This window comes from Brevundimonas lutea (genome assembly GCF_003704105.1).
Classification (GTDB): domain Bacteria; phylum Pseudomonadota; class Alphaproteobacteria; order Caulobacterales; family Caulobacteraceae; genus Brevundimonas; species Brevundimonas lutea.
On sequence record NZ_QUOQ01000003.1, the window covers coordinates 180,530 to 198,258 of the forward strand.

Sequence of the window (17,729 nt, forward strand, 5' to 3'; positions counted from 1 at the left end):
GGGCGTAGCCCTTGGGTCATACAATGGAGGTTTCGATGACCAGCCGACTGATCGACGCCATCGCCGGGATTCTCGACCGACAGGGCGTCGAGAACGGCGGGATCGAAACTCCGGTGCCGGGTTTGCGACTGATCCGGACCCATGGCGTCGTGCCGCCCCGACACATGACCTATCGCCCGTCCCTGTGCCTGATCGCCCAGGCGGCCAAGCGGGTAATGATCGGTGACAGCACCCTGACCTATGGCCATATGCAGTCGCTGGTGATCACGGTCGAGGTGCCGGTGCTCAGCGAGATCATCGAGGCCACCCCGGAAAAGCCCTTCATTGGCGCGACCCTGGCGCTCGATCCCGACATCATTCTCGATGTCGTCACCCGGATGGACAAAACCGCCCGCCCCGGCGGCCCGGCGGGCCTGGGGCTGGTCGTCGAGGAGGTCGATGAGCGGATCGCCGCGGCCATGATCCGCCTGATCGAGCTGGTCGAGCAGCCCGCGGCGGTCGAAATTCTTTACCCGGGGGTGATGCGGGAGATCGCCTACTGGCTGATGACCGGCAAGGCGGCCGCCAATGTCGCCCGCATGGTCCTGCCCGAAGGTCCGCCCCGGCGCATCGCCGTGGCCATCCATCACCTCCGCGATCATTTCGACGAACCGCTCAGCGTGGGCGAGCTGGCGAGCCTGGCGGGCATGAGCCCTTCGGCCTTCCATCAGCATTTCAAGTCGCTCACCGCGATGTCGCCGCTTCAGTATCAGAAGCATCTGCGGCTGCTGGACGCCCGGCGTCGCATGCTGACCGAAGGCGAGCGCGCCGGCTCGGCGGCCTTCTCCGTCGGCTATGAGAGCGTCTCCCAGTTCAGCCGCGAGTACGCCCGCATGTTCGGCGATCCGCCGCATCGAGAAACGAAGCGGGCCCGGATGGCGTTGGCCGGCGCCCTTGCGGGGCCGCGCGCCGTCGCCGAAGCCCTCTAGAGGCGCCTCGGGATTGGGCTGCGATCCCGTCGCCGGTATCCGGGAGCCGAGGGATCACGCGAACGACCTCGGGCCCGATCATCGCGGAGAGTCAGGATCCGGGCGTCTAGACGGGCGTCAGAGCACGGCCGCGTCCGGCCCGGCTATGTGGTCGACGACCGTATCGACGAACCCGGCGAGATCGCCGTCCTCGGCGAAGTCAACGACATCTACCGTCTTCCCGGACGCCTATGTCACAGCCCAGCATCTCAGGGACATGTCGAACAGCGCTCCAGTGGAAGCCCTCGTCGCTGGAGCGGAGCAGCGCGGACGCGTGGTCGCGATGCAACTCTCCATCCGCATCCCTCAGGGTGCGCCCGTCATGGAGGTCGAAACAATAACGCAGCATGCGCGCTCAATTGGCGGGCGACGGCGGAGTTCCCTGAACCGTACTCCCAATCTATCCGAGGCCGACCTCGGCCATTTTTGCGCGGAGCAGCCCATAGCAGTCACAGGCCACGGCCTCGAGCCCGGACCGGTCGCGAATGAGGATCTGACCCCGCCGATAGTCGATGAGCGCGCGCGCCTTGAGTTGGTGAGCGGCTTCGCTGACCGTGCTTCTCTGGGCGCCCAGCAGTCGCGCGAATTCTTCCTGGGTGAACCGGATCCGGTCCCCGTCGGCAAGATCCCGCGCCGTCAGCAGCCAGCGCGCGACACGGGGCAGAACCGGGTGGAGCGCATTGCAGGCGGCCGTCTGGGACGCCTGGGTCTGATAGAAGTCGGTGAGCGCCAGAAGGCGACGCATGAGGGTCGGCCGTTCCTCGCTGAGGGATCGTAGAACCTGGGCGTCGATGACATGAACGCGGCCGCCCGAGCGCACCACCACCTCCCAGGCACAGACCGTGTCGGCCATGAAGGGCGCCAGGCCGCTGAGGCCTTCGCGACCGACGACCGCCGTCTCGATGGCGCGACCGTCGGGAAACCGGACCTGGTTGGCGAGCTGGGCGTCGATTGGAAAATGGACCTCGCTGACCCGAGACCCCTGATCGATGATGATCTGGTCGGTCTCCAGAAAGGCGGCGCGAAGGCGAGGCGTCAGCGCCTGGCGATCCTCCAAGGAGAGCGCGTCCAGGAACCGGTTGCCGAATGGCTTTTCGGACATGACTGTGCCGCACCTCCACACATCCGCCTCGCGAGCGGCGCAACGAAAACCCTCTGAGACCCGGCGTGCCGGATCGCCCGGTGCTTGTTTCCCAGAGATCGACCCAGTGCAATCCGATCCCCGTGTCGGCCGACCCCTGTCCTGCGCAAAGCTCTATTGCGGGCTTGGACATCACGCCACGTCAGGCACGGCAAGGTCATCGACTGTCTTCGGTGCAGGATAGGCGCGATCAAGCAATCGCCTCTGCCGCCTGCGGGACATAGGAACCAATGGTATCCTGCGAGGCTTGGCCATCCGCTGGCCGCCACCGTTGCGCGGGCCGAAGGGGCGGAACAAGCGTGCACATCGGAGTCATCGCTCACCTCAAACACTCCATCGCCGAGCCCTTCGCCGGCGGCCTGGAGATGCACACCCACCTGATGTGCCGCGCCCTGCGCGACCGGGGCCACGAGGTCACCCTGTTCGCCTCGACCCGCTCCGATCCGACGCTCGGGCTCGAGGCGATCTGCCCCGAGACGGCGCTGCTCAGCGTCGGGACGACCGAGGCGCACGACGTCGCCTTTTTTCGCGAACACCACGCCTATCTCGCCCTGATGAACCGCCTGAGGCGCAGCGATTTCGACGTGGTCCAGAACAACAGCCTCCACTATCTCCCGGCAGCCATGGCGGACGCTCTGCCCATGCCGCTTGTGACCACCCTCCACACGCCGCCCTTCTGCTGGCTGGAAAGCGGGGTGCGGGAATGCCGCTCGCCCCATGCCCATTTCGTCGGCGTGTCCGAAGATCTCGGTCGGCGATGGCGTTCGGTCCGGCCGCTCGACCGGATCATTCCCAACGGCATCGAACTGACCCGGTTCGGGTTCCAGCCCGAACCCACCGGACAGGCCCACCTCATCTGGTTCGGCAGGGTGGTGCCCGAGAAGGGCCTGCATCTGGCCCTGGACGCCGCCCGAATCGCGGGCCTGCCGCTGCGCTTCGCCGGGCCGCTGCTGGACGCCGACTACCACGACCGGGAAATCCGGCCGCGGCTGGGCCCGGACGTCACCTATCTGGGTCATCTGGATCACGCCGCACTGTCGGTGGCCATTGGCCAGGCCTCGGCCTTTCTGTGCACCCCCTGCTGGGACGAGCCCTATGGCCTGGTCGTCGCCGAATCGCTCGCCTGCGGCACGCCGGTCGCGGCCTTCGCCCGCGGCGCCATCCCCGAAATCGTGACGCCGGACACCGGCGTGCTCGCCGCGCCCGGAGACGCCGTCGATCTCGCCCGGGCCGCCCTGACCGCCGTGTCCCTGTCACGGGCCGCCTGTCGCGCGCGCGCTCAGGCCGCCTGTGACGCCGAGGCCATGCTCGACGCCTATCTCGAGCTCTACGCCGACGCCATCGCCGCGATGCGGGAACCGGCGGTCCTGCCCGACGGCGAACGGCTGATCGCATGAGCCGCGCCCGTTTCTGCGTCTGTGTGCCCGCGCGCAACGAGGCGGCCCGCCTGCCCGTCCTCCTCGGGGCGCTGGCCGCGCAGGACCTCGGCCAACGCACGCCTGTCTTTGTATGGGTCAACGACACCCCCTCCGCGGACGCCACGGAGGAGCGGCTTCACGCGGCCCGGATGCGGTTCGCGGACCGGCTCGATCTCCGCTGGCGCATTGACGCCGAGGCTTCGACCGTCCCGCATGCCGGCGCGGCGCGCAAAGCGGTCATGGACTGGGGCGCCGCTGAGCTCGGACCCGACGGCGTGCTCATCTCCACAGACGCCGACACCCGGCCGCCCCCCGACTGGGTGAGGCTGACCCTCGAGGCCCTCGACGGTCCCGCCGACGTCATCGGCGGGCGGCTGGCGCGTGACGACCGCGATCCGGGGGACGAGGCGCTCGAACGCCAGGCGCGGCTCTGGGATGACTACTGGACGGCGGTGCGCGCCATCGAGGACGCCCTCGATCCTCGCGCCTGGGATCCCCCGCCCCGTCACGGCGACCATACGGGCGCGAGCCTTGCCATGACGGCCACCACCTATGAAGCGGCCGGCGGCGTGCCGCTCCTGCCGACCGGAGAAGATCGCGCCCTGGTCGACGCCGCGCGAGCGACCGGCGCCCTCCTGGCCCACCCCCATGACGTCTGGACCCGCGTCTCGGTTCGACTGGCGGGGCGCGCCGCGGGCGGTATGGCCGACGAGCTGGTCCGCCGTAAGGCCGCGGCGGGCCTTCCCATCATGGCCCCGTCCCTCGACCATTGGCGCCGACGGGCCCTGTGGCGACGCCGCACGCGGGGCGCATCGGGCGACGACCGCCGGGTGGCGATCGAAGAGCGGGATCTCCCCGCCCTCCCCTGCGACATGAACCTGGCCGGCTGGGCATCCTCCGCAGGCCGCGAGGCGGCATGAGCGCGATCATCGGCTACTATGCCCATCACCAGGGCGAGGGGCACCGGCAGCGCGCCGTCAGCCTCGCCCGCCAGGCCCCCGAACGGTTCGTCCTCTTGGGCACGGGCCTCAATCAGCGGCATGCGGACCCGACCCTGCGCGCGATCGACCTGCCCGATGACCGGCCCGACAGGGTGTCCGAATTCGCCGCGGGCCGTCCGGCGGCGGGGACCGCGGCCCTGCACTATGATCCCCAACGGCTTCAGGGCGTCCGCGACCGTGTCGCCCTGATCACCGCCTTCATCGCGCGCGAGAGACCCGCCCTGATGGTGGTCGATGTGTCGGTCGAGATCGCCATGCTGAGCCGACTGGCCTCGACCCCGACCGTCTACGTCCGCCTGTCGGGTTCGCGTCGCGACCCCGCCCATATGGAAGCCTTCCGGGCCGCCGGGGGGCTGATCTCGCCTTTCGCCGAGGCGCTTGAGGCCGAGGACACGCCCGACTGGATCCGGGCCAAGACCCACTATCTGGCGCCGCGGGCGACGACGGGCCTCGCACCGGGGCATGGCGTGCTTGTGGTGCGCGGCGCGGGGGGATCGCCGCTCCCCCTGTCAACCGTTGCGGCCGCCGCCACCGCCGCTCCCAAGATCCGATGGACCGTGGCCGGGCCCGTGACGCGTGACGCAGACCCGCCCGACAACGTCGAACTCCTCGGCTGGGTGGAGGATGTCGAACGCCGGATCGCCGAGGCCGAGATCGTCGTCGGCGGCGCGGGCGATGGACTGGTCGAGCGGGTGCTGGCCGCCGGCAAGCCCTTCGTCTGCATCCCCGAAGACCGGCCGCATGGCGAACAGGTCGCCAAGGGCGCGGCCCTGGCCCGCGCCGGCGCCGCCGTCGTCCTGAAGACCTGGCCGGACCCCGAGGCCTGGCCCGAAATCCTGGAAGAGGCCCGGTCGACCCGACCTCGCGCGACGCTGTGCGGCGGCGGTCCCGAGGCCGCGGCGCGCTGGCTGCTGGACCTGGCCGATGAAGGACCCGTCCGATCATGACCGTCGCCCGCCAAGACCTCGCCCCCGAGCCGCCGGACTGGATGGACGCTCTGGTCGCGCTCGGCGTTCGCTATGACGCCTCGCCGCGTTTTCCGACAGAGAGCCTCGACCGTCTGCGGGCCGCCGGCCTGATGACACGGTTCGCGCCGGAGCGGTCGGGCGGCGACGCCTTCGACACCGCGGAGGCCCAGGCCCTGGCCATGATGGACGCGCTCAGGGAGGTAGGACGCGCCGACCTCAGCGTCGGCCGCATCTTCGAGGGTCACCTCAACGCCCTGGCGCTTTTCGACTGGTACGCGACCCCGGCCCAGCTGGCGTGGCTCGCCCAGGCGCTCACGCGCGGTTGCGTCTTCGGGGTCTGGGCGACGGAGCCGCCTCCGGGTGTGCGGCTGGGTGACGCCGGCCGGCTCGAGGGACGCAAGATCTTCGCCACGGGGGCCGGAAGCCTGGACTACGCCCTCATCACCGCGGCGCCGGAGCGGGGCGAGCGTCGACTCTGCCTTGTGGCCGCCGACGATCCGAGCCGGACCGATCTCGGCGCCTGGCGGGTGCGCGGCATGAAGGCGACCGTCAGCGGGTCCTATGACGTCTCCGGCATGATCGCTGAGCCGTGGGCGCTCTTGGGCGAGCCCGGAGATTACGATCGCGAGCCGCGGTTCACCGCCGGCGCCTGGCGCTTCACCGCCGTTCAGCTCGGCGGCGTCGAGGCCCTGGTGATGGCGCTGCGGGACGGTCTTTCAGACGCCGCCCGGCAAGACCCGCTGCAGCGCATGAAATTCATTGAGGCCGCCACCGCCGCGCGCACCGCCCATCTCTGGGTCAGGGAGGCGGCGCGGCGATTCGCCGAAGGCGCGCCGGGCGCCGAGGATGTGGCGCGCGTCACCCGAGGCGTGGTCGAGCGCGCTGCCCTGGACGTGATGGAGAGGGCGGCCCGCGCCATCGGCACGCGAAGCGCCTTCGACGGCGAGCGGATCGACAAGGTTTCACGGGACCTGAGCCTCTACCTGAGACAGGCGCAGCCGGACCAGGTCAGGGATCAGGCGGCCCAAGCCTGGCTTAGGTCCGACATCTGGGGGGATGGGGGCGCGCTGTGGTGAGACCGCGGGGATATCCGACGCCCCTGGCTCGGTCCGCCTGGAAGTCGGCGCGCTGGCTGGTGATCGCCCCCCACGCGGACGACGAAACCCTGGGCGCGGGCGCGCTGATCCACGAGGCGGCGGCGGACGATCGCCTGGGCGGCGTCGTCATCCTGACCGACGGCGCGGGGTCGCACGCCCCGGGGGAACACGGATTCACCGCCCGGCTAGTCTCCGAGCGCCGTCGCGAGGCCTGCGCCGCCCTCCGCAGCCTTGCGGGACGCGCGGCTTGCCGACCCGAGTTCCTCGACTGGCCCGACGCCCATCCGCCCGCGCCTGGAGACCCTCTCTGGGACCGCAGCCTGCGGCGGCTGGCCTGGACCGTCAGAGGGCGACGGATCGACGCGATCGCCGTGACATCGCTCGCGGACGCGCACTGCGACCATCAGGCGGCCGCCCGCCTGGCCCGCGCCCTGGTCGCCCGGGCGCTTCGCCCCGTGGCGCTGTTCGAATATCACGTCTGGAGCCACCCGGACGCAACCGCCCGGTCAGGCTACGCCAGCAGGCCGCTCCGGGCCGGCATGCGCGCCGGCGCCCTGGCCCGACATCGGAGCCAGACCAGCGCCCTGTTCGGCCCGGGCTTCCGCCTTCCGCGCGAGCCGTCTCTCGCGGCTCGGTCTGACCGGCTTTACCCCGTGACCGTCCCACATGGGTGAGGCCTCGCTCCCACGTCGCTATTTCGAGGATATCTTCGAGGGCGATACGGACCCCTGGGGGCTGGCGTCGCGCGACTATGAGCGCCGCAAGTTCGACCGGAGTCTCTCCGCCCTGGCCGGACGCCGCTACGAACGCGGGCTCGAGGTCGGATGCGCCGGGGGCGTGTTGACCGAGCGTCTGGCGACGACCTGTTCATCCCTCGTCGCCGTCGACATCAGCGCGCGCGCCATCGGACGGGCCGCCGAACGCCTGGCGCCGCTTGGCAACGTCAGGCTCGAGCGCATGGATTTCCCCGGAACGCGACCCGTCGGAGCGTTCGATCTGATGGTCCTGTCGGAAGTGGCCTATTACTGGAGCGACGGCGATCTGGACCGCTGCGCCGCCTTCGTTCGCGAGTCGCTCGAGCGCGGCGGCGATCTGCTGCTCGTCCACTACACCGGCCCGACGGACTATCCCCAGACCGCCGACGGCGCCACGGACCGGCTCTGGACGGGTCTCTCCGATATCCTCGACCGGCGCTCAGACGAACGCCGCGCGCGGTACCGCCTCGACCTGTGGCGGCGACGATGCTGAGCGTCAGCGTCCTCACCCTGGTTCGCGATCGCCAGGCTCATCTCGACCAACTGATCGCGGGCGTGTCGCGATCGTCGGTCGCCCCCGATGAGATCGTCATCGTCGACATGAGCGATCGGCCCCTGGAGATCCGGGGGGCGCAAGCGCCCACACGACATCTCACCCTGTCCGGCGCCGACCTTCCCCTGGCCGGGGCGCGCAATCTCGCCGCCCACGAGGCCTCCGGCGATATTCTGCTCTTCCTCGATGTCGACTGCATCGTGTCGGCCGCACTGATCGGACGCCTGGCGGAACGCCTCGCCCGGACCGATGCGGTCGTCTGCCCAGAAGCGCTCTACCTGCCCGCACAGGACGCGCCCTATCCCGCCGCCGACGCCGCACTCCGGGCCCTGGCAGAGCCCCACCCCGTCCGCCCTTTCCCGCCGTCCGGCGAGCGGCTTGAATCCAATCCGGGCCTGTTCTGGTCCCTGGCCTTCGCGCTGAGGCGGGAGACCTTCCAGCGGCTCGGCGGGTTCGACCCCGCCTATGTGGGCTACGGCGCCGAGGACACCGACTTCGGGTTCCAGGTCGCCCGGGCCGGACTGCCGCTGATCTTTCTCGGAGGCCATCCGGTCTTTCATCAGCACCACGACGGCTGCGATCCGCCGTTGCAGCACTTCGACGCTCTGACCGTCAACGCCCGCCACTTCCGCGCCAAATGGGGCCGGTGGCCCATGGAGGGCTGGCTCGAGGCCATGCGTCGTCTGGGATTGATCCGGTGGACCGGCGAGACGCTCGAGGTGCTGAGACAGCCCACCGAGACGGAAATCCTGCGCGCGCGGAAACCGGCGAACGCTCGCTTCTAGGTCCTAACCCTGCCGCGCGAGAGCCCTTACAGGGCTGGCGCGGCTAGGATCTCTATGCGCTTGATCGACAAGGGCGATGGGACACCCACCCTGTCCGCCATCAGCGACGCCGAGCCGAGCCGCCGGAGGTCGTGTCGGTCGATCAGAGGACCCAGCCGTCGTGGTCCCGATGGTCGCCCTGGATGCGGAGGAGAAAGTCCGATCGGCCATCCCCGTTGATGTCCAGATCGAGCATGGTGACCCCGTCCGAGAAGGTCAGCCGGGCCTGGCCAGCGACGTTGGTGAAGCTGTCGACGAGGCTGAAGGCCTGATTGCCCGCGGCCGCCGTGTTCGCATCAATGGCTGACAGGTCGATCAGATCGTCGCGGGACAGATCGGTGATGCGGTCCGACAGGGCCACCGTCGAGTCCGTCGTACTGCGGAAGATGAAGGTGTCGGCTCCCCCGCCCCCTGACAGTCTGTCCTGCCCGCCTGCGCCGTAGATCCGGTTGTCGCCGGCGTTGCCTGCAATGGTGTTGGCCAGACTGTTGCCGGCCGCATTGATGTCCGCAGACCCGGTCAGGGTCAGCGCTTCGATGAACTGTCCGGACAGGTCGAAGCTCACCGATGACAACACATGGTCGGACCCTTGGCCGTCCTTTTCCAGAACCCGATCGCCGACGGTCTGGACAACATAGGTGTCATTGCCCTGGGCCCCGGCAAGAACGTTCTTCCCGGCATTGCCGACCAGAGTATTCGCCAGGCTGTTGCCCGTTCCATTGATGGCGCCGGAGCCCGTCAGCGTCAGATGTTCGACATACTGGCCCGCCAGGCTGAAGCTGACCGAGGACAGCACCCGGTCCACGCCCTGACCGTTCAGTTCCACCACACGGTCGCCCGCGGTCTGGACCACGTAGGTGTCGTTTCCCGTTCCGCCGGACAAGACATTGACGCCGGCATTGCCCGTCAGAACGTTGTCGAGACTGTTGCCGGACCCATTGATCGACGCCGTGCCGGTCAGGGTCAGGTTTTCGATGTACTGACCCGCCAGACTGAAGCCGATCGAGGAGACCACGTGATCGCGGCCCTCACCGCTGCGCTCGACGACCCGGTCGCCAAGCGTCTGCACGATGTAGGTGTCGTCGCCCCGGCCCCCGGTGAGCACATTCTTCCCGGCGTTCCCGGTGATGACGTTGTTCAGGGCGTTGCCGACGCCGTTCAGCGCAGCCGACCCCGTCAGGGTCAGGTTCTCGACCTGCGACCCGTCCAGCGACCAGCTGATTGACGATATCACCAGGTCGGTCCCCTCGTTCGCCTTCTCGGCGACCCGGTCGCCCTGGGTCTGGACATGATAGGTGTCGTCGCCCTTGCCACCGGTCAGCAGGTTCTTCCCGGCATTGCCGATGAGCACATTATTCAGGTCGCTTCCTCGGCCATCGATGTCCTTCGACCCGGTGAGGGTGAGGTTCTCGACATGGGGCCGGCCAGCCAACGAATAGCTAAACCCGGCCACGATGGTGTCGATGCCGCCGCTGGCCCCTTCAAGAACCCGGTCTTCCAGTCGGTCGACGATATAGACATCGTCGCCACCATCGCCGACCAGCACATCGACCCCGTCGCCACCGTCCAGAATTTCCTGTCCGTCGCTTCCCAGGACGAAGTCGTCCCCGCCCAATCCCCTGAGCGTGACGACCAGGCCCGATTGAGGAGTGTAGCCTCCCTTGAGATAATCCACGCCATCCGTCCCCAGCCTAAGGAGGGGAATCTCGGGCTCTCGGTCGATGCGGATCGTCGTGTCCGAGAACTGAAGGCGCTCGATACTGTAAAGGTAATGCACCACGTCGGGATCGCTTTTCAGCGTGACCTGTACGAGGTTGACCACCGCTACCTTCTCTCCGATCTCGTAATCGGTGGATTTGCCGGTGAAGACGACCGTGTCGTCGCCGGCGTCGCCTCGCAAGCTGTCGCCACCGCCCTCGTCGCCGCCGGTGTGGAGGATGTCGTCTCCCCACCCGCCGGTGAGCAGGTCCGCTCCCGCATGGCCGTAGAGGATGTCGTCGCCACCCAAACCGTCGACATAGAGCCCGCTTGAGGCGCGAATGACGTCGCCGTGGTTTGTGCCGGCCACGCTGAAGCGTTCGACGTTCAGATAGGTCCCGCCGGTGGCCTGCTCCAGCCGCTGCTCGACACTGCGGCGCAGGTCGAGCCGCACGCCCTCGGCCCGGTGCTCGAAGCTCACGGAGCAGAGGTCGTCCCCTTCTCCACCGTCGAAGCTGTCGTTGTCACTGACGTAACCGATGTCTCGGCCGGCGCCTCCGAAGAGCTGGTCCCCGTCGAAACCATCGTCATTGGCGATCAACTGATCGTTCGCCGTCCCGCCCGTGAGGATGTCGGATCCGGCCCCACCATAGAGGTTCATCCAGTCCGATCCCCAATCCAGGTCGGGATCGACGGTGAGTACATCGTTGCCGGCGCCTCCGTGGACGGCGCTGACATCCAGGCCGACCGTCACGATGTCCGGCCCCGGAGAGCCGAGGAAGGTGAAATACTCGAACCCGACCACGGAGGCGTCCAGCGCCTTGGTCGCGACAGCGAGCGCGTCATCGCCCGACAGGTCCAGCGTGACACCCTTGGAGAAGGCCTGAAACACCAGGAACGCCTGGTCGGCCCCTCCGCCCGCGTCGCTGGCGACGTCGTAGCGGCCAACATAGACGTCGTCCCAGCTCGACCGGCCGCCGCGAAGTTCGTCTCGCACCTGGTCGTCCACCAGATCGTCGAACCGGGCATTGAGGTTGGAGTAGTTGTCCGACAGCACGGTGGGGGCATCAATGCTGACCGTGGCCTCTCCTCCCCACAGTCGCCCCATCCATGACGCCTCGAGCACGTCGGCCCCGGCCCCTCCGACCGCGTACAGGAAGTAGCCCTGAGAGCTGATGGTGTCGGAACCGGCGCCTCCGAACACCAGGGCGTCCGTGGTCGACGAGTGGATACTGATCCGATCGGCGCCGCCTTCACCCAGGATGATGGCGAGCCGGCCAGCGCTCGTGATGTCTTCGGAACTGGAAGTTCCGACGATGAGCTCTCTTATCGCCTGCGGCTCCGCCGCCATTGCGCTGGCGCTCGCCGCATACGCCAAGGAAATCGGCGACTGTAGCGTCGCCCGCTCGGTCAGCACGAAGCGCGCCGTCTGGTTCGACTTATCCATGGACACGATCTTCCCCGATACCGAGCCCCACCGGTGGCTCCGATGGGTCTAGCGTCGGTTTGACCAGAATCGGATCACGGCGGTGGCCGCCGGGGCGCTGACGCCGCACAGGTCGCCAGGTTCGCGGCCACATCCGGCGACAAATCCGCGAGGTATCCAATCAGCTCTCGCCGCGCCGCGAGTTCATCGATCAGGGTCTTGGCTTGCCGGTGATGAACGCAGGCCCGTCCTTGCTGTCCTGCCTCGTCGGCGATCTGACCCATGACGTGATGAGCGATCGCCAATCGACTGAGCCGACCTGAAGTCCGTTCAGTACCCAGTCCGGATTCGTAAAAGTCGAGCGCCTCGGCCTGGATCGCGAGCGCTTCGGCATGGCGACCCTTGAGGCTCATGGCCTGGGCGTGGATCTGGCGCATATTGCCTGCAAAGGACTTGAGCGCGGCGTCATCGGATTCGATCGCGAGCAGCCGGTCCAGAGTCGCCTGGGCGTCTGAGCGAAAACGGTCCATTTCTGCTTCGCCGTCCGGCAGGCCCGAGGCCAGGCCGTATCCCAGGTATGCATTCCAGGCTCGCGCGTAGAGCACGACCGGATCGCCGCGCGATCCGGTATCCAGTTGCTTGAAGCGCCGATCGGCGCGCCTTGCCGCCACCAGGCCGCCGTTGAAATCGTCGCGCAGGTATCCGGCGCTGGCCCGGTAATAGTCTGCATAGGCCTGGTCCAGCATGGCCGCTTGCGACCGTCGCTCCGAAGGAGGCCAGCCCGTCTGGTCGCCTTCAAGCGCCAGAGCCAGGCGATCGAGCCGATCTGGATCATTCTCGAGCGTGGCGATTTCCAGCTGGGCGCGGCGAAAGCTGCGACGCGCCTCGCGCCAGGCGCGCTCGGGAGATCTCGGCGCCAGCGCCAATATCTGCTCGGCCTTCGCGAGCGATTGACCTGCCGCGGACGTGTCGCCGTCGGCATGGGCCTGAACCAGCGCGAGTGAGGTCAAAGCCTCGATCAGGACCGGACGTGCGTTCGGCGACGCGGTCAGTTGCGGATCGCGCAGCATCGCTATCGCCGTCTCGAGATTGGTCTTCGCTTGGGGTGTGTCCCCAAGGTTGGGCTGGGCCGGCACGCCCTGGGTGCGCGCCAGGGCCACGAAACCTTTGGCCGCTTCGAGCTTCAGGTCCGGGGACGCCTCGGGAGAACGTGCGAGAGCCGCGAGATAGTGCTGCGCGCGGCGGGCCACGGCTGCGCGTGCGGCGGTTGTTCCCGCGATACGATCCATTGAGGCGTTGAGATCGAACAACATGAAGCTGGCCAGGCTGCGCACCTCATCGAAGCGCGCCGCCTCGGCCCGACGCGCCTGCTCGGCGACCGCGTATGCCGTCAGGGTCACCGCGAGACCGGCGGAGAGCAAAAGCACGGTCCCCGCCGCCCCTGCTGTCGCGAACGGGTGCCTGCCGATGAACTTCCGCAGCAGGTAGGTCCCACTGGACGGCATGGCCTTGACGGGGCGGCCGGACCTCAGGGCGACGACGTCGTCGTGCAAGGCGTCGGCCGTCGCGTAGCGATCGTCGGGTCGCGGCGCGGTCGCCTTATCAATGATCGCGCGCAGTTCGCGATCAGCCGGCCCCGGTCGAACCATAGCCTCCAGCAGTCTTCCCAGTGAAAAGACATCCGTCGCGGTCGACACCTCCAAACCCGCCAGCCGTTCCGGCGCGGCGAAGCCGGGCGTGTGAGACGGCGCGGCGTTATCCGACGGCGTCGTCTGATGATCCACATTTCGGGAGATTCCGAAATCGATCAGTTTTGCGACCCCTTCAGGGGTGATCAGAACATTTCCAGGAGTGACATCCCGGTGGACGATCAGGTTTCGGTTCGCGAACGCGACGGCGCCGCAGATGTCCAGAAAGATGCGAAACCGTACGGCCGCTTCCGGCGCTGTGTCTCCGACCCATTGGTCGAGCGGGCGGCCGTCGACATACTCCATGACGATGTACGGCGAGCCCGCCGCCGTCGCCCCACCATCGTAAAGCCGGGCGATATTGGGATGGGTCAGGCGCGCCAGGATCTGGCGTTCGTGTTGGAACCGCTCGATCAAGGCGTCCGACAGCAAGCCTGGCTTGATGATCTTTATCGCGACCGCGTGGGCGAAGTCGCCGGTCGCGCGCTGGCCGAGATAGACGGATCCCATCCCTCCCCGGCCGATCAATCCCACGATGGCGTAGGCGCCGAGACGTTCGGGTGGCGGTTCCTCATCCAGCGCCGACAAAGCGCCGCCGGTCGCAATTTCAGACTGAAAGATCGCGGCACGCAGGGCTTCAAGCCGCGACAGGACTTCGGGAGATGGCGACCGCGCGGCGAGCCAGCGCTCCCTGTCGGCCTCGGGAACGTCCAAGAGGCTTTCGAACAGCTCCAGCGCGGCACGCTCGTCCGCCGCCGACGTCATGAAGGAATCGGCTGAGCCAACGCGTCCGCAAGCCAGGCACGGGCCGTTTCCCATCTCCGCTTGACCGTAGGGGCGGACAGCCCGGTCACCGCGGCGATGTCTTCGATCGTCATTCCGCCGAAGTAGCGCATGTTCACGAGGTCCATGAGCGCCTCGTCCAGGACCTTCAGGCGGATCAAGGCGGCATCGAGCGCCAGAAGATCGATGCGAGGACCTCGCTGCGCCTGAGTGGTCAATTCAACCTTCACATGTCGCCGGCGACCGGACATCTTGGCCCGCGCGTGGTCGACGAGGATATGCTGCATAACCCGGGAGGCGAGCGCCAGCAGATGCGCGCGATCCCGAATCTGAAGGTTCTCGGTCGCCATAAGTCGAAGGACGGCGTCGTTGACGAGATCCGAGGTCGCCAAGGATGACGTCGCCTCGTGACGGAGTCGCGCGGCCGCGATGCGCTCGAGTTCCGGATAGAGTTGCTCCATGAGGCGATCACGCGCCGTCGCGTCGCCGTCGCGCCATCGGCGGAGCATCGACTGTGTCTCGACTGGGGCCACCACGAACTCCATCGGATGGCCGTTTGGGCCCACCTGACCCTTTAGCGTAACCCTGTTCCGACACGACTCAAGCTGAACTTGTAAGTCGGCTGGTGTCCGCGGACGCGACCGGTGTTTTGCAGCCCGCTCACCCGCCAGCACGCCGTCCTGCGGTCGTTGCGTAGCGTCAGCCGAAGCCGAAGGACGCGAGAAACCGAGGTTTCCTCTTTGCTTGCAAGCCGACGCTGTCGGTCATCTCTGGGTGTGAGCGCTGACCTCCGCAATCGACCGCGTGACGCGTGGTTATGCCGGCCTGTTGGCAGTCGCCCTATCGGCCGGGGCGGCCAAGGCATCGAGTTCGGCGAGGACACCGGCCAGTTGATCGCCACCGTGGCCTTGGGCGACCAGGGCGCGGACGTGGGCGCGTAGCAGCAGCGCCGCCGCTTCGGGATGACGCCCGGCCAGCCGCGACGCCCAGAGCGGGATGCTCTCGACGTCGCCCCGCACATCTTCGGGACGCGCCAGGACAGCCTCGGCGGCCTCTCGCATCGCGCCCCAGTCCATCAGGAACGAAACACCCTGCATGAGATCGAAATAGGTCTGGGCGAACGCCAGCGCCCGGTCGATCGCCACCACGTCCTCGAAGTCGTCCAGCCGTCCCACCAGCTCGCGCAGCACCTCGGGCGACAAGGTGCGCTCGAACTGCAGCCACCGCGCCTCCAGCGCCTCCTTCGTTCGCCCTTCGGCGTCCAGCACGGCGATTTCGGCCGATCGCCAACGCTCGTCAGGCGCTGGATCACGGCGCTCCTCCCGGCCTCGCACAACGCGCGGAACAGGAGGTCGTGTCGCCTCCAGGGCCGCGCGCGCCTGCGCCGGACGCCCGTCCCTCGCCAGTCGCCGCGCCGCCTCGGCGCCCAGCCCCGACGAACGTCGCTCTTCGGCGGTGAGCGTTTCCAGCCAGACGTCGACATCTCCAGCCCGATCCGACAGCCGGCGCGCCACCAGTCTCCGACGAGCTGAGGCGGTTTCGAGACCGGGTCGTAGCAAGGCCGCAAGACGACCGGCGAGCGCCTGGCTCATCACGGGAGCAGCCCGACCCAGGACCGGCGCCCAGATCGCCGCTCGCATATCCAGGGCTGACTGGAGCCGAGGCGCGGCGCCCTCGACACCAACGCGGTCGGCGATCCTTGCGATCTCTGGAGCCGCGCCCTCGAACATCTCCGTCAGCTCACCCCTGCTGTCCTTCACGCGCCCCGCGAGCGGATCGGCAAGGTCGAACCACGCAATCAGCCGGTCCAGGGCCAGGGCCGCGTCCTGATCGGTCAGCCTGTCGACAATCAGGTCGCGCAGGCCCGACAGTTCACGCACCAGGGCGGGCCGCTTGCGCCAGGAAATACGGCCCCGTCCCTCGCGCAGCGTATCAAGTCGGCGGTCCAATTCAGCCGCCAGGTCAGCCGCGCCGAGTTCGGCGGCGAGCTCGAGCCTAAGCCGCCGCTTGAATCCAGGATCACCCGCTGCCGCCAGCATTAGCAGCCCTGCGAGGCGTTGCTCGCCGAGCAAGGCCAGATTTTTCTCTGAGACGGCTTTTGTCAGTTTGGGTGGTGGTTTCGCCATGGGGTGAGTAGCTCCGAGGCGAGGCGTCCTTCGTCCTATCGACGACGGCGGACTTGAGGGCAACGGATCCGTAGCGTCTTGAGCGGGTCAGCGCTCAGCCGGCTGAGCGTATAGCGGCTTAGATCAGCCGACCGCCGCGTCCAGCGTGGCGATGTCGATCTTTCGCATTGTCATCATCGCCTCCATGGCCTTTTTGGCGCGGGCAGGGTCGGGATCGGCCATCAGGTCGAGCAAGCGCCTTGGTGTGATCTGCCAGGAGAAACCCCAGCGATCCTTGCACCAGCCGCACGCGCTCTCCTGACCGCCATTGCCGACGATGGCGTTCCAGTAGCGGTCGGTCTCCGCCTGATCGCCCGTCACGACCATGAAGCTGACCGCCTCGTTGGGTTTGAAATTGTCGCCGCCGTTCAGCCCGACGAAGGCGCGCCCCAGCACGGTGAACTCCACCGTCAGCTCCATGCCCTGCTCGCCGCCGGGGAAATCCGAGGGCGCGGCGTGCCCGGCGTCGACATGGCTGTCCGGAAAGGTGGCGGCGTAGAATTCGCCGGCCTTGCGCGCCTCGCCGTGGTCGAACCACAGGCAGGTGACGAGGTCTGTCATGATCGGTCTCCCTGAATTGCCGGCCGCTCAGGCCGTCGGTTCGTCGAAGGTTCCGGTGCGCAGCGGCCCGGCGGGGCGGTAGGTGTTGATCAGCACGCCCGATGCGGTGGACGTGCTGCCGACCAGGGCCAGTTCGCGCGGTTCGGCGATCTCCGAAAAGATGCGCTTTCCGAAGCCCAGCAGCACCGGAAAGGTCAGCAGCACGATGGTGTCCGCCAGCCCCTCCCCGATCACCACGGGCGTCACGGTCGAACTGCCCCACAGGACCAGGTTCGGCCCCTCGGTCGCCTTGAGCCGGCGCACGCCCTCCGCAAGGTTCGGTCCGATCGCCTCGGCCGGCCCCCAGGACAGGTCGTCGGGTCGGTGGGTGGCCACGAACTTGGTCGCGGCGTTCAGGCTGTCGGCCATCGGGTCGCCCGAGAAGCGCGACCAGTAGCCGGCGAAGATGTCGTATGTGCGCCGGCCCAGCAGCAGGTCAAAGCCGGTCCCCTGGGCCGCATCGATGGCCGCGCCCACGGCGGGATCGTGCAGCGGCTGGGCCCAGCCGCCGTTGGGATAACCGGGATCCTCGTCGCGCCCGCCCGGCGCCTGGACCACGCCGTCCAGCGAGATGTGCTCGATGATGGTCAGGCGACGCACGATGT

At 68.1% G+C, this 17,729-nt stretch carries 15 protein-coding genes; 8 read left to right on the forward strand and 7 right to left on the reverse strand.

Annotated elements, in window-relative coordinates; all coding sequences use genetic code 11:
* The first annotated feature begins 35 nt into the window (after positions 1-35).
* Entirely contained in the window at positions 36-968 is a 933-nt protein-coding gene (locus tag EES48_RS04875) for an AraC family transcriptional regulator (RefSeq protein WP_162998024.1), read from the forward strand.
* Between the two features lie 439 nt (positions 969-1,407).
* Here the strand turns inward: EES48_RS04875 and EES48_RS04880 are convergent, their stop codons facing one another.
* Positions 1,408-2,109, reverse strand: a complete 702-nt coding sequence (locus EES48_RS04880) for a Crp/Fnr family transcriptional regulator (RefSeq protein ID WP_122465272.1) — start codon at positions 2,107-2,109, stop codon at positions 1,408-1,410.
* Positions 2,110-2,447: 338 nt separating this feature from the next.
* On the opposite strand from EES48_RS04880, the gene EES48_RS04885 reads away from it, so the two are divergent.
* From EES48_RS04885 to EES48_RS04915, 7 genes are read left to right on the forward strand one after another with little or no spacing between them, the layout of a single operon-like run.
* On the forward strand, positions 2,448-3,545 hold the full coding sequence (locus tag EES48_RS04885) for a glycosyltransferase (protein WP_122465273.1): 1,098 nt from the start codon (positions 2,448-2,450) through the stop codon (positions 3,543-3,545).
* On the forward strand, positions 3,542-4,486 hold the full coding sequence (locus EES48_RS04890) for a glycosyltransferase (RefSeq protein WP_122465274.1): 945 nt from the start codon (positions 3,542-3,544) through the stop codon (positions 4,484-4,486). The genes EES48_RS04885 and EES48_RS04890 overlap by 4 nt, the downstream gene beginning before the upstream one ends.
* On the forward strand, positions 4,483-5,514 hold the full coding sequence (locus tag EES48_RS04895) for a glycosyltransferase (protein ID WP_240623226.1): 1,032 nt from the start codon (positions 4,483-4,485) through the stop codon (positions 5,512-5,514). The genes EES48_RS04890 and EES48_RS04895 overlap by 4 nt, the downstream gene beginning before the upstream one ends.
* Positions 5,511-6,611: an acyl-CoA dehydrogenase family protein gene (locus EES48_RS04900; protein ID WP_122465275.1), complete on the forward strand. Its 1,101-nt coding sequence runs from the start codon at positions 5,511-5,513 to the stop codon at positions 6,609-6,611. The genes EES48_RS04895 and EES48_RS04900 overlap by 4 nt, the downstream gene beginning before the upstream one ends.
* Complete coding sequence (locus tag EES48_RS04905; protein WP_240623227.1) at positions 6,608-7,306, forward strand: PIG-L deacetylase family protein; 699 nt, start codon at positions 6,608-6,610, stop codon at positions 7,304-7,306. Before EES48_RS04900 ends, EES48_RS04905 begins: the two co-directional genes overlap by 4 nt.
* On the forward strand, positions 7,299-7,880 hold the full coding sequence (locus tag EES48_RS04910; RefSeq protein ID WP_122465276.1) for a class I SAM-dependent DNA methyltransferase: 582 nt from the start codon (positions 7,299-7,301) through the stop codon (positions 7,878-7,880). Before EES48_RS04905 ends, EES48_RS04910 begins: the two co-directional genes overlap by 8 nt.
* The gene (locus EES48_RS04915) at positions 7,874-8,725 is read left to right on the forward strand and encodes a glycosyltransferase family 2 protein (RefSeq protein WP_122465697.1); all 852 of its coding nucleotides are present in this window, start codon (positions 7,874-7,876) and stop codon (positions 8,723-8,725) included. The genes EES48_RS04910 and EES48_RS04915 overlap by 7 nt, the downstream gene beginning before the upstream one ends.
* Before the next feature lie 142 nt (positions 8,726-8,867).
* Here EES48_RS04915 and EES48_RS04920 read toward each other — a convergent pair whose 3' ends face one another.
* The 6 genes from EES48_RS04920 to EES48_RS04945 form a co-directional block, all read right to left on the reverse strand.
* On the reverse strand, positions 8,868-11,909 hold the full coding sequence (locus EES48_RS04920) for a calcium-binding protein (RefSeq protein ID WP_122465277.1): 3,042 nt from the start codon (positions 11,907-11,909) through the stop codon (positions 8,868-8,870).
* Between the two features lie 74 nt (positions 11,910-11,983).
* Complete coding sequence (locus tag EES48_RS04925; protein WP_162998025.1) at positions 11,984-14,341, reverse strand: serine/threonine-protein kinase; 2,358 nt, start codon at positions 14,339-14,341, stop codon at positions 11,984-11,986.
* On the reverse strand, positions 14,338-14,904 hold the full coding sequence (locus EES48_RS04930; RefSeq protein ID WP_122465279.1) for an ECF-type sigma factor: 567 nt from the start codon (positions 14,902-14,904) through the stop codon (positions 14,338-14,340). Before EES48_RS04930 ends, EES48_RS04925 begins: the two co-directional genes overlap by 4 nt.
* A 270-nt stretch (positions 14,905-15,174) precedes the next feature.
* The gene (locus EES48_RS04935) at positions 15,175-16,485 is read right to left on the reverse strand and encodes a DUF6880 family protein (RefSeq protein ID WP_338067369.1); all 1,311 of its coding nucleotides are present in this window, start codon (positions 16,483-16,485) and stop codon (positions 15,175-15,177) included.
* A 123-nt stretch (positions 16,486-16,608) separates the two neighbouring features.
* Positions 16,609-17,085: a VOC family protein gene (locus EES48_RS04940; RefSeq protein ID WP_122465281.1), complete on the reverse strand. Its 477-nt coding sequence runs from the start codon at positions 17,083-17,085 to the stop codon at positions 16,609-16,611.
* 27 nt (positions 17,086-17,112) lie between these two features.
* Positions 17,113-17,724, reverse strand: coding sequence for a dihydrofolate reductase family protein (locus tag EES48_RS04945; protein WP_122465282.1), 612 nt, complete (start codon positions 17,722-17,724; stop codon positions 17,113-17,115).
* Positions 17,725-17,729 lie beyond the last annotated feature (5 nt).